Annotated in this window: 14 protein-coding genes; 6 read left to right on the forward strand and 8 right to left on the reverse strand. The window is 66.5% G+C overall.

From position 1 onward, the window contains the following. The gene (locus ACQR1B_RS30285; protein WP_434836325.1) at nucleotides 1-903 is read right to left on the reverse strand and encodes a LysR family transcriptional regulator; all 903 of its coding nucleotides are present in this window, start codon (nucleotides 901-903) and stop codon (nucleotides 1-3) included. A gap of 126 nt (nucleotides 904-1,029) precedes the next feature. Between ACQR1B_RS30285 and ACQR1B_RS30290 the strand changes: the two genes are divergently transcribed. Genes ACQR1B_RS30290 through ACQR1B_RS30305 form a run of 4 tightly spaced genes read left to right on the forward strand, consistent with a single transcriptional unit; the run spans nucleotide 1,030 to nucleotide 5,858 of the window. Continuing rightward, the gene (locus tag ACQR1B_RS30290; RefSeq protein ID WP_434836326.1) at nucleotides 1,030-2,430 is read left to right on the forward strand and encodes an MFS transporter; all 1,401 of its coding nucleotides are present in this window, start codon (nucleotides 1,030-1,032) and stop codon (nucleotides 2,428-2,430) included. Beyond that, nucleotides 2,427-4,112 (forward strand): FAD-dependent oxidoreductase, encoded by a 1,686-nt coding sequence (locus tag ACQR1B_RS30295; protein ID WP_434836327.1) that lies wholly within the window; start codon nucleotides 2,427-2,429, stop codon nucleotides 4,110-4,112. The genes ACQR1B_RS30290 and ACQR1B_RS30295 overlap by 4 nt, the downstream gene beginning before the upstream one ends. Before the next feature lie 16 nt (nucleotides 4,113-4,128). Further along, nucleotides 4,129-4,806, forward strand: a complete 678-nt coding sequence (locus ACQR1B_RS30300) for a thiamine pyrophosphate-binding protein (RefSeq protein WP_434836328.1) — start codon at nucleotides 4,129-4,131, stop codon at nucleotides 4,804-4,806. Next, nucleotides 4,803-5,858: a thiamine pyrophosphate-dependent enzyme gene (locus ACQR1B_RS30305; protein ID WP_434836329.1), complete on the forward strand. Its 1,056-nt coding sequence runs from the start codon at nucleotides 4,803-4,805 to the stop codon at nucleotides 5,856-5,858. Before ACQR1B_RS30300 ends, ACQR1B_RS30305 begins: the two co-directional genes overlap by 4 nt. Nucleotides 5,859-5,941: 83 nt before the next feature. On the opposite strand, the gene hflX is transcribed toward ACQR1B_RS30305, so the two are convergent. The 7 genes from hflX to dusB all read right to left on the reverse strand — a co-directional run bounded on the left by hflX (nucleotide 5,942) and on the right by dusB (nucleotide 15,349). Continuing rightward, a complete protein-coding gene (gene hflX, locus ACQR1B_RS30310) occupies nucleotides 5,942-7,321 on the reverse strand; it encodes a GTPase HflX (protein ID WP_434836330.1) in 1,380 nt (459 codons plus the stop codon). An 11-nt stretch (nucleotides 7,322-7,332) separates the two neighbouring features. After that, nucleotides 7,333-7,581, reverse strand: a complete 249-nt coding sequence (gene hfq / locus ACQR1B_RS30315) for an RNA chaperone Hfq (protein ID WP_006613906.1) — start codon at nucleotides 7,579-7,581, stop codon at nucleotides 7,333-7,335. Between the two features lie 271 nt (nucleotides 7,582-7,852). After that, nucleotides 7,853-9,223, reverse strand: coding sequence for a sigma-54-dependent transcriptional regulator (locus ACQR1B_RS30320; protein ID WP_434836331.1), 1,371 nt, complete (start codon nucleotides 9,221-9,223; stop codon nucleotides 7,853-7,855). 17 nt (nucleotides 9,224-9,240) lie between these two features. Then, complete coding sequence (locus ACQR1B_RS30325; RefSeq protein WP_434836332.1) at nucleotides 9,241-11,583, reverse strand: ATP-binding protein; 2,343 nt, start codon at nucleotides 11,581-11,583, stop codon at nucleotides 9,241-9,243. 176 nt (nucleotides 11,584-11,759) lie between these two features. Beyond that, nucleotides 11,760-13,202: a nitrogen regulation protein NR(I) gene (ntrC, locus tag ACQR1B_RS30330; RefSeq protein ID WP_434836333.1), complete on the reverse strand. Its 1,443-nt coding sequence runs from the start codon at nucleotides 13,200-13,202 to the stop codon at nucleotides 11,760-11,762. A gap of 9 nt (nucleotides 13,203-13,211) precedes the next feature. After that, nucleotides 13,212-14,399: a two-component system sensor histidine kinase NtrB gene (locus ACQR1B_RS30335; RefSeq protein WP_434836334.1), complete on the reverse strand. Its 1,188-nt coding sequence runs from the start codon at nucleotides 14,397-14,399 to the stop codon at nucleotides 13,212-13,214. After that, nucleotides 14,396-15,349, reverse strand: coding sequence for a tRNA dihydrouridine synthase DusB (gene dusB, locus ACQR1B_RS30340; RefSeq protein WP_434836361.1), 954 nt, complete (start codon nucleotides 15,347-15,349; stop codon nucleotides 14,396-14,398). Before dusB ends, ACQR1B_RS30335 begins: the two co-directional genes overlap by 4 nt. A 468-nt stretch (nucleotides 15,350-15,817) precedes the next feature. Here dusB and ACQR1B_RS30345 point away from each other — a divergent pair, with 468 nt between their 5' ends. Further along, entirely contained in the window at nucleotides 15,818-16,999 is a 1,182-nt protein-coding gene (locus tag ACQR1B_RS30345) for a bifunctional 2-C-methyl-D-erythritol 4-phosphate cytidylyltransferase/2-C-methyl-D-erythritol 2,4-cyclodiphosphate synthase (RefSeq protein ID WP_434836335.1), read from the forward strand. A 352-nt stretch (nucleotides 17,000-17,351) separates the two neighbouring features. Beyond that, nucleotides 17,352-17,966: a CinA family protein gene (locus ACQR1B_RS30350; protein WP_434836336.1), complete on the forward strand. Its 615-nt coding sequence runs from the start codon at nucleotides 17,352-17,354 to the stop codon at nucleotides 17,964-17,966. The last annotated feature ends 59 nt before the right edge of the window (nucleotides 17,967-18,025 follow it).

Consider the following 18,025-nt stretch of genomic DNA (forward strand, 5'->3'; position numbering starts at 1 on the left):
TCAGCCGCCCTTGGTCGAGAGCAGGCCTCGTGCGATCTCGACGAAGCGCTGCGCGGCCGGCGACAACCCGAAGTCGGCGCGGCTCAGCAGGGATACGTGCCGATAGATCGTCGGCTGCGACAGCGGGACCGCGGCGAGCGTCGGAAATTGCGCCTTCGGCAGCATGTGTCCGGGCAGGATGCTGATGCCGGCCCCCTCGGCGGTGAGCGCCAGCGCGGTCGTGATCAGCGACACTTCCCAGGCCGGCTTCAGCGCTCGCCCCGTCTGCGCCAGCGCCTCGTCGATCTGACGGCGGATTCGCGTGCCATGGCGCATCGTGATCAGGTCCGAGCTCATGATGCCGTCCCATGTCAGACGGCGGTGCTGTTCGAACCGCCCGTCCTTGATCGCGATGGCCGAGAGCGGACTTCGCATCAGCGTCTCGACCCGCGCCTCCGGCACCCCGTCGTTCTCGACGCTGCCGAGGCCGAATTCGGCCTGCCCATCCATCACGACGGCGAGCAGTTCGTCGGGCGCGACGTCGAGCAGGTCGATGCTGACTTCGGGATGACGGGACCGGAACGTCGCGAAAACGCGCGGCAGCAGCGCCGAGGCGACACCTGCTGACACCGCGATGGAAATCCGGCCGGCCTTGATCTCGGCGAGGTCGCGCATCCGCTGTGACAGGCCCTGCGCCCCCGCCAGGATGCGCTCCGCGGCGGCGATCGCCTCCCGGCATGCCGCCGTCGGATGCAGCGCGCGCGTCGTCCGGTCGAACAGCTTGAGCTGAAAATTCTCCTCGATCTGCCGGATCAGCAGGCTGATGGCCGACTGCGTAACGCGCATCTCGGCGGCCGCCTTGGTGATGCTGCCGAGCCGATACACCAGGACCAGCGCCTCCAATTGCCGCAGGCTCGGGGACATTAGCTTTCCTCATGAATGAATGAGAATTTTGTGGCTAATCGAAAGATTTTGATCATGCAACATATTCGCAAACAGCCGGAAGCTGCAGCGAAGCGGCTACACAACAACAAAACGGGGGAAGAGCACTTGACGCAAGGGATCAATCTCACGCGCTACGTCGACGAGCGCCCGCTGTCGGGATTCCAGATTCGTGTCATCTGCCTGTGCGCGCTCGTGGTCGGGCTCGACGGCTTCGACGCCCAGGCGCTCGGCTTCGTCGCCCCCGCCCTCAGCAAGGACCTGCATCTGGCGCCGGGCGCCCTGGGCCCCGTCTTCGGCGCATCCCTGTTCGGCGTGATGATCGGCTCGTTGGTGTTCGGCGCCCTCGCCGACTATCTCGGGCGCAAATGGCTCGTGGTCGCCGGCGTTCTCGTATTCGGGCTGGGATCGCTGGCGACGACGCAGGCCGCCAGCGTATCCGACCTCGTCATCATCCGGTTCGTCACCGGCATCGGGCTCGGCGGCGTGCTGCCCAATACGATCGCCCTGACCGGTGAGTATTCGCCGCAGCGCCGTCGGACGCTGTTGATCATGCTGATGTTCATGACGGTGTCGCTGGGCTCGGCGCTCGGCGGCGCGGTGGCGGCCAAGCTCATCACCGCCTATGGCTGGCAGGTCATCTTCCTCATCGGCGGCGTTCTGCCGCTCATCCTCTGTCCGATCCTGATCGTCTGGCTGCCGGAATCGCTGTCGCTGCTGGCCCTCGACGGCAGCAAGAGCGATCGCGTCCGCGCGCTGCTGACCCGCATCGATCCCTCGGCGCGGCTTCCGGCCGATGCACGCTTCACGATCGTCGAGGAGAGCGGCAAGGGCTTCCTGCTGCCGCAGCTGTTCACCAAGCGACGCCTGCTGCCGACCCTGCTGCTCTGGGTCATGTTCTTCATGAACATGATGGACATCTATTTCCTCAACAGCTGGCTGCCGACGCTCACCCATGGTGTCGGGCTCGACGTCCAGGCGGCGATCGCCATCGGCGTCGCGTTCCAGCTCGGCGGAATGCTGGGCACCATCGGGCTCGGCGTGCTGATCGAACGGTTCGGCTTCGATCGCGTCCTGTTCGTGACCTACGTCGCGGGATTCCTCTCGATCGTCACCATCGGCATCGCCGGAGCATCATTGCCGATCCTCGTGCCCGCCGTGTTCATCGCCGGCGTCGCGGTGATCGGCGGACAGATCGGCTGCAACGCCTATGCCGCGCGCATCTATCCGACCTACATCCGCGGCACCGGGATCGGCTGGGCCCTGGGCATCGGCCGCCTCGGCTCGATCCTCGGCGTCACCCTCGGCGGGCTGATGCTCGCGGCGCATTGGGACATCGCCTCGCTGTTTCAGGCGAGCGCGGTGCCGCAGCTCTGTTCGGCGCTGGTGATCGTCGGCCTCGCCGTGCTCGGCATGCGCGGCAGCCTTCCGACCTCCGACGACACCCAACGAGAGGCGCTCTCGGCGCCCGAGCGTGGCTGGATTCAAGAGCAAGAGAAGCTGACATGAAGACGATTCAGACCCAGGTCCTCATCGTGGGCGCCGGCCCCGTCGGATTGACCGCCGCCATGGACCTGGCCTCACGCGGCATCGACGTCGTCGTCGCCGAGATCAGGCGCGCCGGCGAGCCACCCAACGTGAAGTGCAACCACGTGTCCGCGCGGTCGATGGAGGTGTTCCGCCGCCTCGGTGTCGTCGGCCAGGTGCGCGAGGGCGGCCTGCCGGCCGACTTTCCGAATGACTGCGCCTATCGGACCGCGGTCGTCGGCCGCGAACTGACGCGCATCCCGATCCCGTCCCGAAACGACCGCTACACGGCGACCGGAGGGCCGGACACCGATTGGCCGACGCCCGAGCCGCCCCATCGCATCAACCAGATCTATCTCGAGCCCATCCTGTTCGCCTGCGCGCAGGCGCGGCGCGAAATCAGAATCCTCAACCGGGTCCAGGTCGATCATTTCGAGCAGCACGACCACGGCGTCATCGCGCGGGCGCGCGATCTCGACGCCGATCAGGACATCACCATCTCCGCTGATTACCTGATCGGCTGCGACGGCGGCCGCTCCGCCATACGCAAGCTGATCGGCTCGCGCCTCAGCGGCACCGACGTGGTGCAGCGGGTGCAGTCGACCTACATCCACGCTCCCGCACTGAAGGACCTGATCACCCAGAAGCCGGCGTGGATGACGATGTCGCTCAATCCGCGCCGCTGCGGGACCACGGTCTCGATCGATGGCCGCGACAATTGGCTGATCCACAACCACCTCGCCGCCGAGGAGGTGGAGTTCGACAGCGTGGATCGCGATTGGGCGCTGCGCACCATCCTCGGCGTCGACGACCGTTTCCAATATGACATCATCAGCAAGGAGGACTGGATCGGCCGCCGGCTGGTGGCCGATCGCTTCCGGGATCGCCGCGCCTTCATCTGTGGCGATGCCGCGCATCTGTGGATCCCCTATGCGGGCTACGGCATGAATGCCGGGATCGCCGATGCGGTCGATCTGTGCTGGATGCTGGCCGGCGTCATCAACGGCTGGGCCCACCCGGCCCTGCTCGACGCCTATGAAGCGGAGCGGCAGCCGATCACCGAGCAGGTGTCGCACTTCGCGATGAACCACGCCCTCGCCGTGATGAGCCAGCGGCGCTCGGTGCCTGCCGAAGTGGAGATCGACGGTCCGGTCGGCGATGCGGCGCGCAGCAAGGTCGGCAAGGCCGCCTACGATCTCAACGTCCAGCAATATTGCTGCGCCGGCTTGAACTTCGGCTACTACTACGACGAGTCACCGGCCATCGCCTATGACGGCGAAACGCCGCCGCCCTACGGCATGGGCCATTTCACAGCCTCGACGGTGCCCAGTGCGCGCGCGCCGCACGTCTGGCTGCCCGACGGACGCTCGCTGCTCGATGCACTCGGCCCGGCCTACACGCTGGTCCGGTTCGACCGGACCGTCGATGCCGCGCCGCTGGTCGACGCCGCAGCCCGCCAAGGCGTTCCCTTGACGCTCGTCGACGTCGACCGGGGGAAGGCCGGCTATGGCTTTGCGGAAAGCCTGCTCGTGGTGCGGCCTGATTCGCATGTCGCCTGGCGCGGCATGGCCGCCCCGCCTGCGCCGGGCGCGTTGTTCGATCGCCTGCGCGGCGTCCCGGAGCAGCACGGCGCGACGCGCCGTGACGAAGCCCTCCTCCTTTGATCCCCGTCACCCGACCATGACAAGCCGCCGCACCGCGCACTACTTCCTCGAGGCCCTCGTAGATCTCGGCGTCGATTACATCTTTGCCAATCTCGGCACCGATCATGTGTCGCTGATCGAGGAAATTGCGCGCTGGGACAGCGAGGGCCGGCGGCGTCCGGAGGTGATTCTTTGTCCTCACGAAGTGGTCGCGGTGCACATGGCAATGGGCTATGCGAGCGCGACCGGCCGTGGCCAGGCCGTCTTCGTCCATGTCGATGCCGGCACGGCGAATGCGTGCATGGCCATTCAGAATGCGTTTCGCTACCGGCTGCCGGTGCTGCTGTGTGCCGGGCGGGCCCCGTTCGCGCTGCATGGCGAGCTGCCGGGCGGACGCGACACCTACGTCCACTTCGTGCAGGACAGTTTCGACCAAGCCAGCATCATCAGGCCCTACGTAAAGTGGGAGTACACATTGCCCTCCGGCGTGGTCGTCAAGGAGGCGCTGGCCCGCGCGGCCGCGTTCATGCACAGCGATCCGCCTGGCCCGGTCTACATGATGCTGCCGCGCGAAGTGCTGGCCGAGGACTGGGACGACACGGCGATGCCGGCCTACCCGCCCGCGCGCTACGGCAGCGTCAAGGCCGGAGGCATCGAGCCGGAGCGTGCGCATGCCGTGGCGGATGCGCTCATGAAGGCGACCCGATCGCCTTGACCTCCTACCTCGGCCGCAGCGCCGCGGCCGTTTCGGTGCTGGAACGATTGGCGCTCGTCTGTGGAATCCGTGTCGTCGAGTTCAATCCCGTCACGATGAACATCTGCCAGGACTCACCGTGCTTCGCCGGCTTCGACCCGGCCGCGGTCATCGCCGGTGCCGACCTCGGCCTGCTCATCGACATCGACGTGCCGTTCATTCCTCAGATGCTGAAGCCGGCGGATCGGCTGCGCTGGATCCAGATCGACATCGATGCCCTGAAGGCGGACATTCCGATGTGGGGATTTGCCACCGACCTCCGCATCCAGGGCGATTCCGCCGTCATTCTTCGCCAGGTGCTGGAGATCGTCGTCGCCCGCGGCGGCGATGCCCATTTGAGGAAGGTGCGGGACCGGATCGCGAGCTGGCATCCCGCGCGCGAAGCCGCGCAGGCCAGACGGATGGCGGCGGCCGCTCGGAAGGGCTCACTGGGCGCGATCGACGCCGCCTACCTGTTTTCACGGCTGCAGGTGCTTCTGTCCGAGGATGACATCGTTCTCAACGAGGCGGTCCGCAACGCGCCGGTGCTGCAGCAGCAGCTTCGCCGCACCAAGCCGATGACCTATGTGGGTCTGGCGGGCGGCGGCCTCGGCTTCAGCGGCGGCATGGCGCTCGGGCTCAAGCTGGCCAATCCTTCACGGCGCGTGGTGCAGATCGTCGGCGACGGCGCCTACCATTTCGCCGCGCCGGATTCCGTCTACGCCGTATCCCAGCAATACGGACTGCCGATCTTTTCCGTAATCCTCGACAACAAGGGTTGGCAGGCCGTGAAGGCATCGGTGCAACGCGTCTATCCGGACGGCATCGCGCAGCAGACGGATTCGTTCCTGTCGAGGCTCTCTGCCGATCATCAGGGCGAGCAGCGGCGTCTGGTCGACATCGCCTGCGCGTTCGGCGCCCATGGTGAACGGGTCGACGATCCTGACGACCTCGATGCGGCGATCACGCGCTGCCTTGCGGCCCTCGAGACCGGGCGCGCCGCAGTGCTGCACGTCGACATCACGCCGTTGTAGCCATCGGAGAGCGGCGCCGGATGGCCATGCAGGATCTCAAGGGCCTCGCTCAGTTGCGCCGAAGCGCACACGAGGAGCAGCGTTCACGCCACCCTGGGCACGCCGTGATAGCGCTCGACGACGATGTCGCGCTTGGTGGCGTCGACGCGCACGGTCATGTCGTAATGGCCCTCGTGCAGCTCCTTGGCGAGCACCTCGGCGTTGCGATGCAGCCAGGAGATGCCGGCGCCGTCGGCCGCGTCGATGGTGAGGTCGAGCGTGGTCCGGGCCGCAGCGAGCCGGTCTTCGATCGCCTGCAGCAGCGGCGCGACCCCCTCCCCGGTCTCGGCCGATACCAGGAAGCACGGCCGCTCCGGCGGCCGGCGGGCGGCGACGTTGGCGAGGTTTTCGCGCGCCGCCTCGTCCAGCCGGTCGATCTTGTTCCAAACCTCGATGATGGTGTCGGTGGCCTCGGGATCGATGCCGAGCTGGCTGAGCACCAGCTCGACGTCGTGCTGCTGCGCCTCGGCGTCCTCATGCGACATGTCGCGGACGTGCAGGATGACATCCGCCTCCAGCACCTCCTCAAGCGTGGCGCGAAACGCCGCGACCAGTTGCGTCGGCAAATTGGAGATGAAGCCCACGGTGTCCGACAGCATCGCCTTGCCACCATGCGGCAGGCCGATCGCGCGCAGGGTCGGATCGAGCGTCGCAAACAGCATGTCGGCCGCCTGCACGTCGGCGCGGGTCAGGCGATTGAACAGCGTCGACTTGCCCGCATTGGTGTAGCCGACCAGCGCCACCACGCGATACGGCACGCGCTGGCGCCCGGCGCGGTGCAGCCGGCGCGTCGCCTGCACCTTCTTCAGCTCGTTCTCGAGCCGGGCGATGCGATCGCCGATCAGCCGGCGGTCGGCCTCGATCTGCGTCTCGCCCGGGCCGCCCATGAAGCCGAAGCCGCCACGCTGGCGCTCCAGATGGGTCCAGGACCGCACCAGGCGGCTGCGCTGATAGTTGAGATGGGCGAGCTCGACCTGCAGCGCGCCCTCCTTGGTCTTGGCGCGGCGGCCGAAGATTTCGAGGATGAGGCCGGTGCGGTCGAGCACCTTGGTGTTCCAGGCCTTCTCCAGGTTGCGCTGCTGGATCGGCGACAGCGCGCAATCCATCACCACGAGTTCTGCGCCCTGGCTGGCGATCACGCCGGCGATCTCCTCGACCTTGCCCTTGCCGAGATAGGTCGCCGGACGAATCTGTCCGATCAGAGCGAGGATCGATTCGGCGACGGTGAGGTTGATGGCGCGCGCCAGCCCCGCGGCCTCGTCGATCCGCGCCTCGACGTCACGCATGTCGGAATGGCTGGCCGGCGCGCCGTCATCGCCACGGCGTGTCCGCAGATACGGGCCGACCACGATGACTCGGCCCGTTGTCTTGACGTCATCCGGCCTCGAAAGGCCGATGGCCCCTTCGCGATCCCGGGGTTCCAATCAGGTCACTCTCACGCCGAAGCGTCCTCGCCGCCCTCGAACAGCTGGATCGGAGCCCCCGGCATGATGGTGGAGATCGCATGCTTGTAGACGAGCTGCGAATGACCGTCGCGCCGGAGCAACAGGCAGAAATTGTCGAACCATGTGACAATCCCCTGCAGTTTCACGCCATTGACCAGGAAGATCGTAAGCGGTGTCTTGGTTTTCCGAACATGGTTGAGAAAGGTGTCTTGTAGGTTTTGTGCGCGGTCTGCCGCCATCGTTGTTATCTCGCAGTCTTGTGTTTTTCTTATTGGACCATCGGCGACCCGATTGCAGCTTTCGGAATCGTCGCGGTGTCCCATGATCCATTGAGATCCCCCTCGAGGGAGCATGGGACGGCCGGATTAGAAGACAGGCGAGCATATTAGGCAAGCCGATTGCATGGAGGCCGGTTCCAAAAGCGCCGGATTCGCCCGTAAAACTTCGGAACCGGACGAATTTTCCAACGTAAATTCGTCCAGGTCGGCAAAGTTTGCCGGGTTGGGCCGGTCAGCCGACCCCCAGCGCCTTCAGCTTGCGATGCAGGGCCGACCGCTCCATGCCGACGAACTCTGCCGTGCGCGAGATGTTGCCGGAGAAGCGGCTGATCTGGGCGATCAGATAATCGCGCTCGAACACCTCGCGGGCCTCGCGCAACGGCAGGCCCATGATGTGCTCGCCATTGTTGCTGGTCGGCATCGCCGGCACCATCGATCCGACGTCCGGCGGCAGCATGTCGGCGGTAATGATCACCTCCGGGCCGCCGGCTGCGAGAATCATCACGCGCTCGACGTTGTTGCGGAGCTGGCGGACGTTGCCGGGCCAGACATGCGACTGCAGCACGGCCATCGCGTCCTGCCCGATCTGCCGCTTCGGCAGGCCTGTCGTGATCGAGATCTGGTCCATGAAATAGTCGATCAGCTCGGGAATGTCCTCGCGCCGCTCCGACAGCGGCGGAACCCTGATCGGAACCACCGAGAGGCGGTGATAGAGATCTTCGCGGAACCTGCCGGCCCCGATCTCCTCCTCCAGGTTTCGCGCGGTCGAGGAGATGATGCGCACATCGACGTGCACCTTCGTCGTCCCGCCGGCGCGCTGGAAGGTCTGATCGACCAGAACGCGCAGAATCTTGTTCTGCGTCTCGCGCGGCATGTCCGCGATCTCGTCGATGAACAGCGTGCCGCCATGCGCCTCTTCGAGCGCGCCGGTCTTGCGCGCCTGCTCGCCGTTGGACTGCTCGATGCCGAACAGCTCCTCCTCCATCCGCTCCGGCGTGATCGCGGCCGCGTTGATCACGACGAAAGGCCCTTCGGCGCGCGGCGATTGCGTATGCAGCGTGCGGGCGGCAAGCTCCTTGCCGGAGCCGGGCGGACCGACGATCAAGATGCGGCTGTTGGCCTTGGCGGCGCGTTCGATGGTCTGGCGCAGCTGGTTCATCGACGGTGAGCGTCCGGTCATGCTGCTCGCCGTCGGCGCCAGCTGCTTCAGTTCGCGCACCTCGCGCTTCAGCCGCGACGTCTCCAGCGCGCGCGTCGCCACGAGAATCAGCCGGTCGGACTTGAACGGCTTCTCGATAAAGTCGTAGGCGCCGCGCTTGATGGCGGCGACCGCGGTCTCGATGTTGCCGTGGCCGGAGATCATCACGACCGGTAGATCGGGATGATCCTTCTTGATCTGCTCCAGCAGCTGCAGGCCGTCGAGCTTGGAGCCCTGCAGCCAGATGTCGAGAAACACGAGATTGGGTCGGCGCCCCGCGATTTCGGCCAGCGCCGAATCGCTGTCGCGAGCCGTTCGAGTCGTGAAGCCCTCGTCGTCCAGGATGCCGGCGACCAGCTCCCGGATATCGGCTTCGTCATCGACAATCAGAATATCACTCGCCATGGATTACGCCTGTCTCGTCAGCTGCCGGTTGCGGCTTGGATTTTTGGTTGATCATTGGTCGCTTGAACCGGGCTTGCGGTTTCCCCGTTCGGCGCGGTGGTCGGCACATCGCCCGCAGCGACCGCCTGGTCCTTGCCCCCCGGCTTTGCAGCCTGACCGGAGACGGCGAATCGCAGCCGCATCCAGGCGCCGCGCTGGCCGTCGCGGAAATCGGAAGCGTCCTTCAGCTCCAGCTTGCCGCCATGGTCCTCCAGGACGCGGCCGACGATCGCGAGCCCGAGCCCGGTGCCCTTCGCGCGCGTCGTGACATAGGGTTCGAGCAGCCGCTGGCGCGCCACCTTCGGCAGGCCGATGCCGTTGTCGATCACGTCGATCAGCACGTCGCCGCCCTCGCGCGAGGCGACGACGTCGATTCGGCCCTTGCCGAGTTCCTCCGGCGGCACCACCTCGATCGCCTCGGTCGCGTTCTTGATGATGTTGGTCAGCGCCTGCGAGATCAGCCGGCGGTCGAACTGCGCGCGCAGCGGATCCTGCTTGATGTCGGTCTCGATGTCGATCTCGGGATGCGCGACCTTCATCAGGAATACGGCCTGCCTTACCGCATCGGCGACGTCTTCGCCTTCCATCACCGGCTTCGGCATCCGCGCAAAGCGCGAGAACTCGTCGACCATTCGCCTGATGTCGTCGACCTGCCGCACGATCGTCTCGGTACACTGCTCGAAAACGGCCTTGTCCTCGGTGATGACCTTGCCGAATTTGCGGCGAATCCGCTCTGCGGACAGCTGAATCGGCGTCAGCGGATTCTTGATCTCATGCGCGATGCGGCGCGCGACGTCGCCCCAGGCCGATGTGCGCTGCGCCGAGACCAGCTCGGTGATGTCGTCGAGCGTGATGATGTAGCTGTCGCGCGCCTGGTTGGTCTGCTCGGCCGTGACGCGCACCGACAGATTGCGCTCATGGCCGTCGCGCTGGATCGTGATCTGTCCCTGCACCAGGCGCTGCTTGCCCTCGCGCGCGGTCTTCATCATGTCGTCGAGCTCGGGCAGCACGTCCGACAGCGGATGATCGAGCACCTCCTGCTCGGCATGACCGATCAGCTTCTCGGCGGAGCGGTTGAGGATGCCGACGCTGCCGGAAGCATCGACGCCGATGATGCCTGCAGACGCCGAGGACAGCACCGCCTCGATGAAGCGACGGCGGCTGTCGATCAGTTCGCTGGCGCTGACCAGTTCGTCGCGCTGCGTGCGCAGCTCCTGCGTCATCTTGTTGAAGGTCTGGCCGAGCTGGGCGAGATCGCCTTCCGAGCGGTGCTCGGGAACGCGGACGTTGAGGTCGCCGGTCGCCACCGTGTGCGCGGCGTTCATGAGCTGCCGGATCGGCGACACCAGCCAGTTGGCGAAGTTCAGGCCGATCAGCACCGAGGCCATCAGGATGGTCAGCGCGATCACCGCGAACATCAGCGCAAAGGCGACCTGGATGCCGAGGCGGCGCGACTCGACCGCAGCATATTCGGCAACCGAGGTCTCGGTCTGCTTGAGCTGCGCGATCACGCGCGGGTCGAGCAGCCGGGCGACATACAGGAAGGTGTCGTTGAAGGCGCGCAGCCGGATCACCGCCGCGACGTAGTTGGCGTCGGGAAACACCGCGATCTGCGGCTCGGTCTCGTTGACGTTGCTGAGGAAGTCGGCCGGCGGCGTCTGGAAGCTCTGCTGGATGCCGGTCTCGGCCGTCTCCAGGACCGTGCGGTCCTTGTCGATCAGCATCGCGCCCGGCAGGTTGCGCGAGGCGGCACTGGCGGTGAGCAGTTCGCGGAACGTGCCGCGGTCCTGGTCGTACAGCGGCCGCGCATGGGCGATGTCGTTCGCCATGCCCAGAATGTCGCCGCGAATCAGTTGCGCGTGCTCGTAGGTGTAGGCGCGCGCGACCGTCAGCGAGTTCTGGATCGCCTCCTTGGCGGGTCCCGAGAACAGCCGGTCGAGGCCGCGGTCGATGGTGACGTTGGCGACCAGCGACACCAGCACGGCCGGCAGCACCGCGATCACCGAGAACAGGCTGACGATCTGGACGTGCAGCCGCGCTGCCGCCCGGCCCCGCCGCCGCGCCTGCACCATCTGCCAGACCTCGCGGACGATGATCCCGACCAGGATCAGGATCGTTCCGGCGTCGATCAGGAGGAAGGTGCTGACGACTTCGGGCGTCGGCTCGATGGGGCTCAAGCCGACCAGGACGATGAAGGTCAGGAAGGCCGACAGCAGCGCGAGCGCCACCGCCGCCGGCGCCAGCCACGTACGCCAGTTCCAGCGCCTGCCATCTGCGGCGGACGAATCGAAGGGGGTGGCCGAAGTCTCTGCGCTGGTCATTCCGGCAATGGGTGATACTGAACGCGGCTCGTCCGGGAATCGGACTGATGCATTCCTACCACGCTGTTGCCAAATTGCGACAAATCCGCGGCGCGGAAGACCGACGCGGATTTGTCTACAATATTTCTCATCTGCGGCGACCTTGGGAGACCGCCGACGGTATCAAATAGCCGTCATCAGCCGCCGCTGCGGTAGACCTGGATGTCGAGGTCGCGAATCTTTTTGCGCAGAGTGTTGCGGTTGAGACCGAGCAGGTCGGCCGCGCGGATCTGGTTGCCGCGGGTCGCCGCCAGTGCCGCCGTCAGCAGCGGGATCTCGATTTCCTTCAGGATGCGGTGATAGAGGCCCGGCGGCGGCACGCCGTTCGGAAAGCCCTGGAAGTGCGAGGACAGATAGGCCTCCACGGCGCCGCCGAGATTGTCGATCGAGGTCGGTGCATTGGCGCCGGTGGTCACCGCTGGCGGCGCCAGCTCGCCGTCGATCACCGAGGCGGTGATGACGTCCTGCGGATACAGCGCGGCGAGGCGGCGGGCGAGATTCTCGAGCTCGCGGACGTTGCCCGGCCAGCGGTGCTGCTTGAGCCGCTCCAGCGCCGCAGCATCGAGCTTCTTCGGCGGCAGCCCGTCCTTCTCGGCCAGTGCGAAGAAATGCCGCACCAGATCCGGCAGGTCCTCGATGCGCTCACGCAGGGGCGGCAGCCGCAGCGGCACGACGTTGAGGCGGAAGAACAGATCTTCCCGGAACAGGCCCTGCTGGATCAGGATGCGCAGGTCCTTGTTCGACGCCGCGACGATGCGCACGTCGGTCTTGATCGGGGTGCGGCCGCCGACGGTGGTGTATTCGCCCTGCTGCAGCACGCGCAACAGTCGCGTCTGCGCCTCCATCGGCATGTCGCCGATCTCGTCCAGGAACAAGGTGCCGCCCTCGGCCTGCTCGAAGCGGCCCGAGGCTCTCGTGTTGGCGCCGGTGAAGGCGCCGCGCTCATGGCCGAACAATTCCGATTCGATCAGGTCGCGCGGGATCGCCGCCATGTTGACGGCGACGAACGGGCCGTTGCGGCGCTTGCCGTAGTCGTGCAGCGCGCGCGCCACCAGCTCCTTGCCGGTGCCGCTCTCGCCGGAGATCATCACCGTGAGGTCGGTCTGCATCAGCCGCGCCAGCACGCGGTAGATCTCCTGCATCGCAGGCGAACGGCCGACCAGCGGGATCGATTCGAATTCGCCGTCGTCGGGCTGGCTCGCCGCGCGCTCCTTCGGCTCGGCCAACGCGCGGCCGACGATCGCAATCAGCTCCTTCAGGTCGAACGGCTTCGGCAGATATTCATAGGCGCCGCGTTCCGAGGCCCGGATCGCGGTCATGAACGTGTTCTGCGCGCTCATCACGATCACGGGCAGGTTCGGCCGCATCTTCTTGATGCGCGGCAGGAGGTCGAACGCATTCTCGTCCGGCATCACCACGTCGGTGATGACCAGATCGCCCTCGCCCTGGCTGACCCAGCGCCACAGCGTGGCGGCGTTGCCGGTCAGCCGCACCTCGTAGCCGGCGCGTGACAGCGCCTGGTTCAGCACCGTGCGGATGGCCGTATCGTCGTCGGCAACGAGAATGCTACCTGCAGGCATGGGTGGTCCTCAATTTGATCCCTGTGAGGCGTGCAACGGCGTCCCCGAAACGTCGTCGCCATTGCCGTTCTTTGGGCCTTGGTCTTGTTGTTTGGTTGCGCTGTACATCGGCATCAGCACCCGGAAGGTCGTCTTGCGCGGCTGCGACTCGCACTCGATGATCCCGCCATGGTCGCCGATGATCTTCGCGACCAATGCAAGTCCGAGGCCGCTTCCGGTCGGCTTGGTGGTCACGAACGGATCGAACAGATTGGGCATCAGGTCTTCCGGCACACCCGGGCCGTTGTCCTTGACGCAGAACTCCAGCGGCAGCGACACCCGCGACTTCTTGCCGGGCACCGACAGCCTCACGCCCGGGCGGAACGCCGTCGTGAGCTGGATCTCGGCGTCCGAGCCGAGATCGACGACGGCTTCCGCGGCATTCTTGACCAGGTTCAGGAACACCTGGATCAGCTGATCCTGATTGGCCAGCACCGGCGGCAGCGACGGATCGTAATCCTCGATGAAGCGGATGTTGCGGGCGAAGCCCGACTGCGCCAGCCGCTTCACGTGATCGAGCACCGAGTGGATGTTGACCGGCCCGCGCGCCACCGGACGGTCGTCGCCGAACACCTCCATGCGGTCCACGAGCGTGACGATGCGGTCGGCCTCGTCGCAGATCAGCCGCGTCAGCATGCGGTCCTCTGAGGAGGCCTGCTGCTCCAGCAGTTGCGCGGCGCCGCGGATGCCCGACAGCGGATTCTTGATCTCGTGCGCGAGCATCGCGGCGAGCGCGATCACCGAGCGCGCGGCGCTGCGATGGGTGAGCTGTCGGTCCATCTTGTCGGCGATGGTGCGCTCCTGCAGCATCACCACGATGTGCCCTGCCCGCTCCGGCAATGGCGCGACATGCAGATCGACCAGCCGGTCGGCGCCGGTGCGCGGCGTGCCCAGGTCGACCTTGTACTCGTTGACCGGCGCATTGGTCGTCCTCACCTGGTCGATCAGCGCCAGCAGTGGCGAGCCGAACGGCACCAGCTTCTTCAGCGACTGCCGCTGCAGGAACTGCGTCGAGGAATCGAAGAACGATTCCGCCGCCATGTTGGCGTCCATGATCATGCCATCCGGGCCGACCACCAGCACCGGATTCGGCAGGGCGTTGAGGATGGCGTCGCCATCCGATGGAAGTCGCTTGCGCTGTTCTGCGGCTGGGCTCATGCGGCTGCACTCCAGGCAAAATCGTCGAAGGCGTCGGGCAGCGCCCGGCGCACCAGGGAAGGCTGCTCGGATGTCAGGATACGGTCGCGCCAGGCCTTCAGCTTTTCGACCGGCGCATTCGCGTGCTGAGCGGCGACGTCGAGCCCCCAGCCGAGATGCTTGCGGGCGTGCCGCAGGCCGACACGCTCGCCATAGTGGCGGCAGATCTCGTCGTAGAGTGCCGTGAGGTAACTCAGCTGCTGAGCGAGCTCCGGCGCGCGCTCCTCGGCGCCGCCGTCGAGACGGCGGCCGATCTGGCCGGGCAGCCAGGGGGCGCCTTGCGCGCCGCGGCCGATCATGACGGCGTCGGCGCCGGAGGCGTCGAGCGCCTCGCGCGCGTCCTCATAGCTCGTGATGTCGCCATTGACGACGACCGGCAGGTCGACCGCCGCTTTGACCGCGCGCACCGCGCTCCAGTCGGCCTCACCCTTGTAGAACTGCTGGCGCGTGCGGCCATGCACGGTGATCAGCTGCACGCCGGCCGCTTCGGCGCGGCGTGCCAGCTCCGGTGCATTCAGGCTGCGTTCGTCCCAGCCGAGCCGCATCTTCAGGGTGACGGGCACGTCGACCGCCTCGACCGTGGCCTCGATCAGCGTCAGCGCGTGATCGAGATCGCGCATCAGGGCCGAGCCGGACTGGCCGCCGGTGACGTGGCGCGCCGGGCAGCCCATGTTGATGTCGATGATGTCGGCGCCGCCATCCGCGGCGACCTTGGCGCCCTCGGCCATCCAATGCGCCTCGCAGCCGGCGAGCTGGACCACGTGCGGCCCGATGCCGCTGGCCTCGCAGCGCAGCCGGGATATCCACCGTCCCCTGACCAGATCGTCGCTGGCAGTCATTTCGGAGACGACGAGCCCGGCGCCGAGTTCGGCCGCGAGTCGGCGGAACGGCGCGTCGGTGATCCCCGACATCGGCGCGAGGACGGCCCGGTTGGCGAGCGAAACGTCGCCTATCTTCAATTGTTTGGCGGGTGTATTGGCCGGACCGGTCACGAACGACTCTTCAGCTCATCCGACGCATCATGCGTCTGCCCTGCACTTTCGAGCACAATTCTTGGGCAGTCAAGCGTCATGCCTACACTTTAGCCAAAACCGCCAGCATTTCAAGTGCAGTGCAGCAAGTTATGCTTGTTCGGCAGTCATGGTAAACCCTTCAGCCGCGGGATTTTTGCATGGCTCGCGGAGCTCGACACGGACTGCCTTTCAGTAACGGTAAGATCCGCGTTCGCAGCCCGCTCGTCCCGCGCATTTGCGGATGCCGGGGGTTAGCGCCGCGGCTCACGTCACGTGTGATCCTGCTCGCTTAACATGCTCTGCAGATGGTAGAAGCCGGCAAATCTCCTCATCCTCGTCTCTCATCAGCATCGATATCTTGTTCCCATGACGACTTCTCAGCGGACTGCAGCCATTCTCGTCGCGGCCGGACGCGGCTTGCGCGCCGGCGCCGGCGGTCCGAAGCAATACCGCACGATCGGCGGCCGCACCGTCATCCACCGCGCGCTCGCCGCCTTCGCGGATCATCCCGAGATCGCGGTGGTGCAGCCGGTGGTGAACCCAGACGACATCGACGTCTTCAACGCCGCGGTCAGCGGCCTGCGCCACGAGGCACCCGCGCATGGCGGCGCGACGCGCCAGGCCTCGGTGCTGGCGGGCCTGGAAGCGCTGGTGCAGCACAAGCCTGACATCGTGCTGATCCACGACGCCGCGCGCCCGTTCGTCACGCCGGCCGTGATCTCGCGTGCCATTCTAGCGGCCGGCACGACCGGCGCTGCGATCCCCGTCGTGCCGGTGACCGACACCATCAAGGAGGTCACCGCGAGCGGCGACGTTACCGCGACGCCGGAGCGCGCAAAACTGCGCATCGCGCAGACGCCGCAGACCTTCAAATTCGCCGTCATCCTCGAGGCGCATCGCCGTGCCGCGCGCGATGGTCTCACCGAGTTCACAGATGATGCGGCGATTGCCGAATGGGCGGGATTGACCGTCGCGACCTTTGAGGGCGATGTTGCCAACATGAAGCTCACCACACCTGAAGATTTCGTGCGCGAGGAGGCGCGGCTCGCGGCCATGCTCGGCGACATCCGAACCGGCACCGGCTACGACGTGCACGCGTTCGGCGAGGGCGACCACGTCTGGCTGTGCGGCCTGCGCGTACCGCATAGCAAGGGCTTCCTGGCGCACTCCGACGGCGACGTCGGCTTGCACGCTCTGGTTGACGCAATTTTAGGCGCCCTGGCCGACGGCGACATCGGCTCGCACTTCCCGCCTTCCGACATGAAGTGGAAGGGCGCCTCCTCTGACCAATTCCTGGCATATGCCATCGAGCGCGTCACCGCGCGCGGCGGCCGCATTGCCAATCTCGAGGTCACGATGATCTGCGAGCGGCCGAAGATCGGCCCGCTGCGCGACCAGATGCGCGCCCGTATCGCCGAGATCACCAGCGTCGACATCTCGCGCATCGCCGTCAAGGCCACCACCAGCGAGCACCTCGGCTTCACCGGCCGCGAGGAAGGCATCGCGGCCACGGCGAGCGCGACGATCCGCCTGCCGTGGAGTGTGTGACGCCGGCTGCGTCGAGGACGTGAGATCGGAGCGATCGATACGAGAGAGGACGTCGACCGCTAAGTAGAGATACGAGATCGAGCTGATCTCTGGAAGTTGGAATCAAGTCATCACCGCGAGCGCGGTGCGCTCCCTCGCCCCGCTTGCGGGGAGAGGGTTGGGGTGAGGGGGACTCTCCACGAGCGCGGCGCGCGGAGAGTCCCCCTCACCCGGATTGCATCTTGCGATGCAATCCGGCCTCTCCCCGCACGCGGGGAGAGGCGGAGTTCGCGGCGCCATCTCGAACTCATCAAACGCCATCGCTTTGGTGGCGAATCCTGAAGTCTCGATCGGTATCGAGGAAACGCTGCACATGGCGAGCGAACGTCAAATCGGCTCCACCAGCGCGCTGGCCCGCTCGCTGCTCGACCTGTGCCGGTCGCGCAAGCTGATGATCGCGACTGCGGAGTCCTGCACCGGCGGCCTGGTCGCCGCAGCCTTGACCGAAATCCCCGGCTCCTCCGACGTCATCGACCGCGGCTTCGTCACCTATTCCAACGAGGCCAAGCGCGCCATGCTCGGCGTCGAGACCTCGACCCTGCAGACCTTCGGCGCCGTCTCCAAGGAAACCGCGATCCAGATGGCCGTCGGCGCGCTCGAACGCGCCGACGTCGACCTCGCGGTCGCCATCACCGGCATCGCCGGCCCCGGCGGCGCCACCCCCGGCAAGCCGGTCGGCCTCGTCCACTTCGCCGTCGCCGCCCGCGACGGCCGCATCACCCACCGCGAGCATCGCTTCGGCGCCATCGGCCGCAGCGCGGTGCGGACGAGATCGGTGATCGAGGCGCTGCGCATGCTGATGGAACTGGCGAGGCCGCAGGTGCCGGCCAAGCCGAAACGCGCAGCGGCGACGCGCTTGCGCCCGCGCGTCGCACGGGCGCCGCGGCTACATCCGGTGAAGCGGCCGCCGAGGCGGCCGCGGACGTAGTTCGATGCGCCATGCTCTTGCCGCAGTGTCATCACGAGGGTAACCACTCAAGTGCTTGT

The organism is Bradyrhizobium oligotrophicum (assembly GCF_051168495.1).
GTDB classification, from domain to species: Bacteria; Pseudomonadota; Alphaproteobacteria; order Rhizobiales; family Xanthobacteraceae; genus Bradyrhizobium; species Bradyrhizobium oligotrophicum_A.

Excerpts from the sequence above, each read along its gene's own strand:
- ACQR1B_RS30300 (WP_434836328.1), top strand. The coding sequence starts at position 4,129 with ATGACAAGCCGCCGCACCGCGCACTACTTCCTCGAGGCCCTCGTAGAT.
- ACQR1B_RS30335 (WP_434836334.1), bottom strand. The coding sequence starts at position 14,399 with ATGAGCCCAGCCGCAGAACAGCGCAAGCGACTTCCATCGGATGGCGAC.
- ntrC (WP_434836333.1), bottom strand. The coding sequence starts at position 13,202 with ATGCCTGCAGGTAGCATTCTCGTTGCCGACGACGATACGGCCATCCGC.
- ACQR1B_RS30320 (WP_434836331.1), bottom strand. The coding sequence starts at position 9,223 with ATGGCGAGTGATATTCTGATTGTCGATGACGAAGCCGATATCCGGGAG.
- hfq (WP_006613906.1), bottom strand. The coding sequence starts at position 7,581 with ATGGCGGCAGACCGCGCACAAAACCTACAAGACACCTTTCTCAACCAT.
- ACQR1B_RS30295 (WP_434836327.1), top strand. The coding sequence starts at position 2,427 with ATGAAGACGATTCAGACCCAGGTCCTCATCGTGGGCGCCGGCCCCGTC.
- ACQR1B_RS30345 (WP_434836335.1), top strand. The coding sequence starts at position 15,818 with ATGACGACTTCTCAGCGGACTGCAGCCATTCTCGTCGCGGCCGGACGC.
- ACQR1B_RS30325 (WP_434836332.1), bottom strand. The coding sequence starts at position 11,583 with ATGACCAGCGCAGAGACTTCGGCCACCCCCTTCGATTCGTCCGCCGCA.
- ACQR1B_RS30350 (WP_434836336.1), top strand. The coding sequence starts at position 17,352 with ATGGCGAGCGAACGTCAAATCGGCTCCACCAGCGCGCTGGCCCGCTCG.
- dusB (WP_434836361.1), bottom strand. The coding sequence starts at position 15,349 with ATGTCGGGGATCACCGACGCGCCGTTCCGCCGACTCGCGGCCGAACTC.
- ACQR1B_RS30285 (WP_434836325.1), bottom strand. The coding sequence starts at position 903 with ATGTCCCCGAGCCTGCGGCAATTGGAGGCGCTGGTCCTGGTGTATCGG.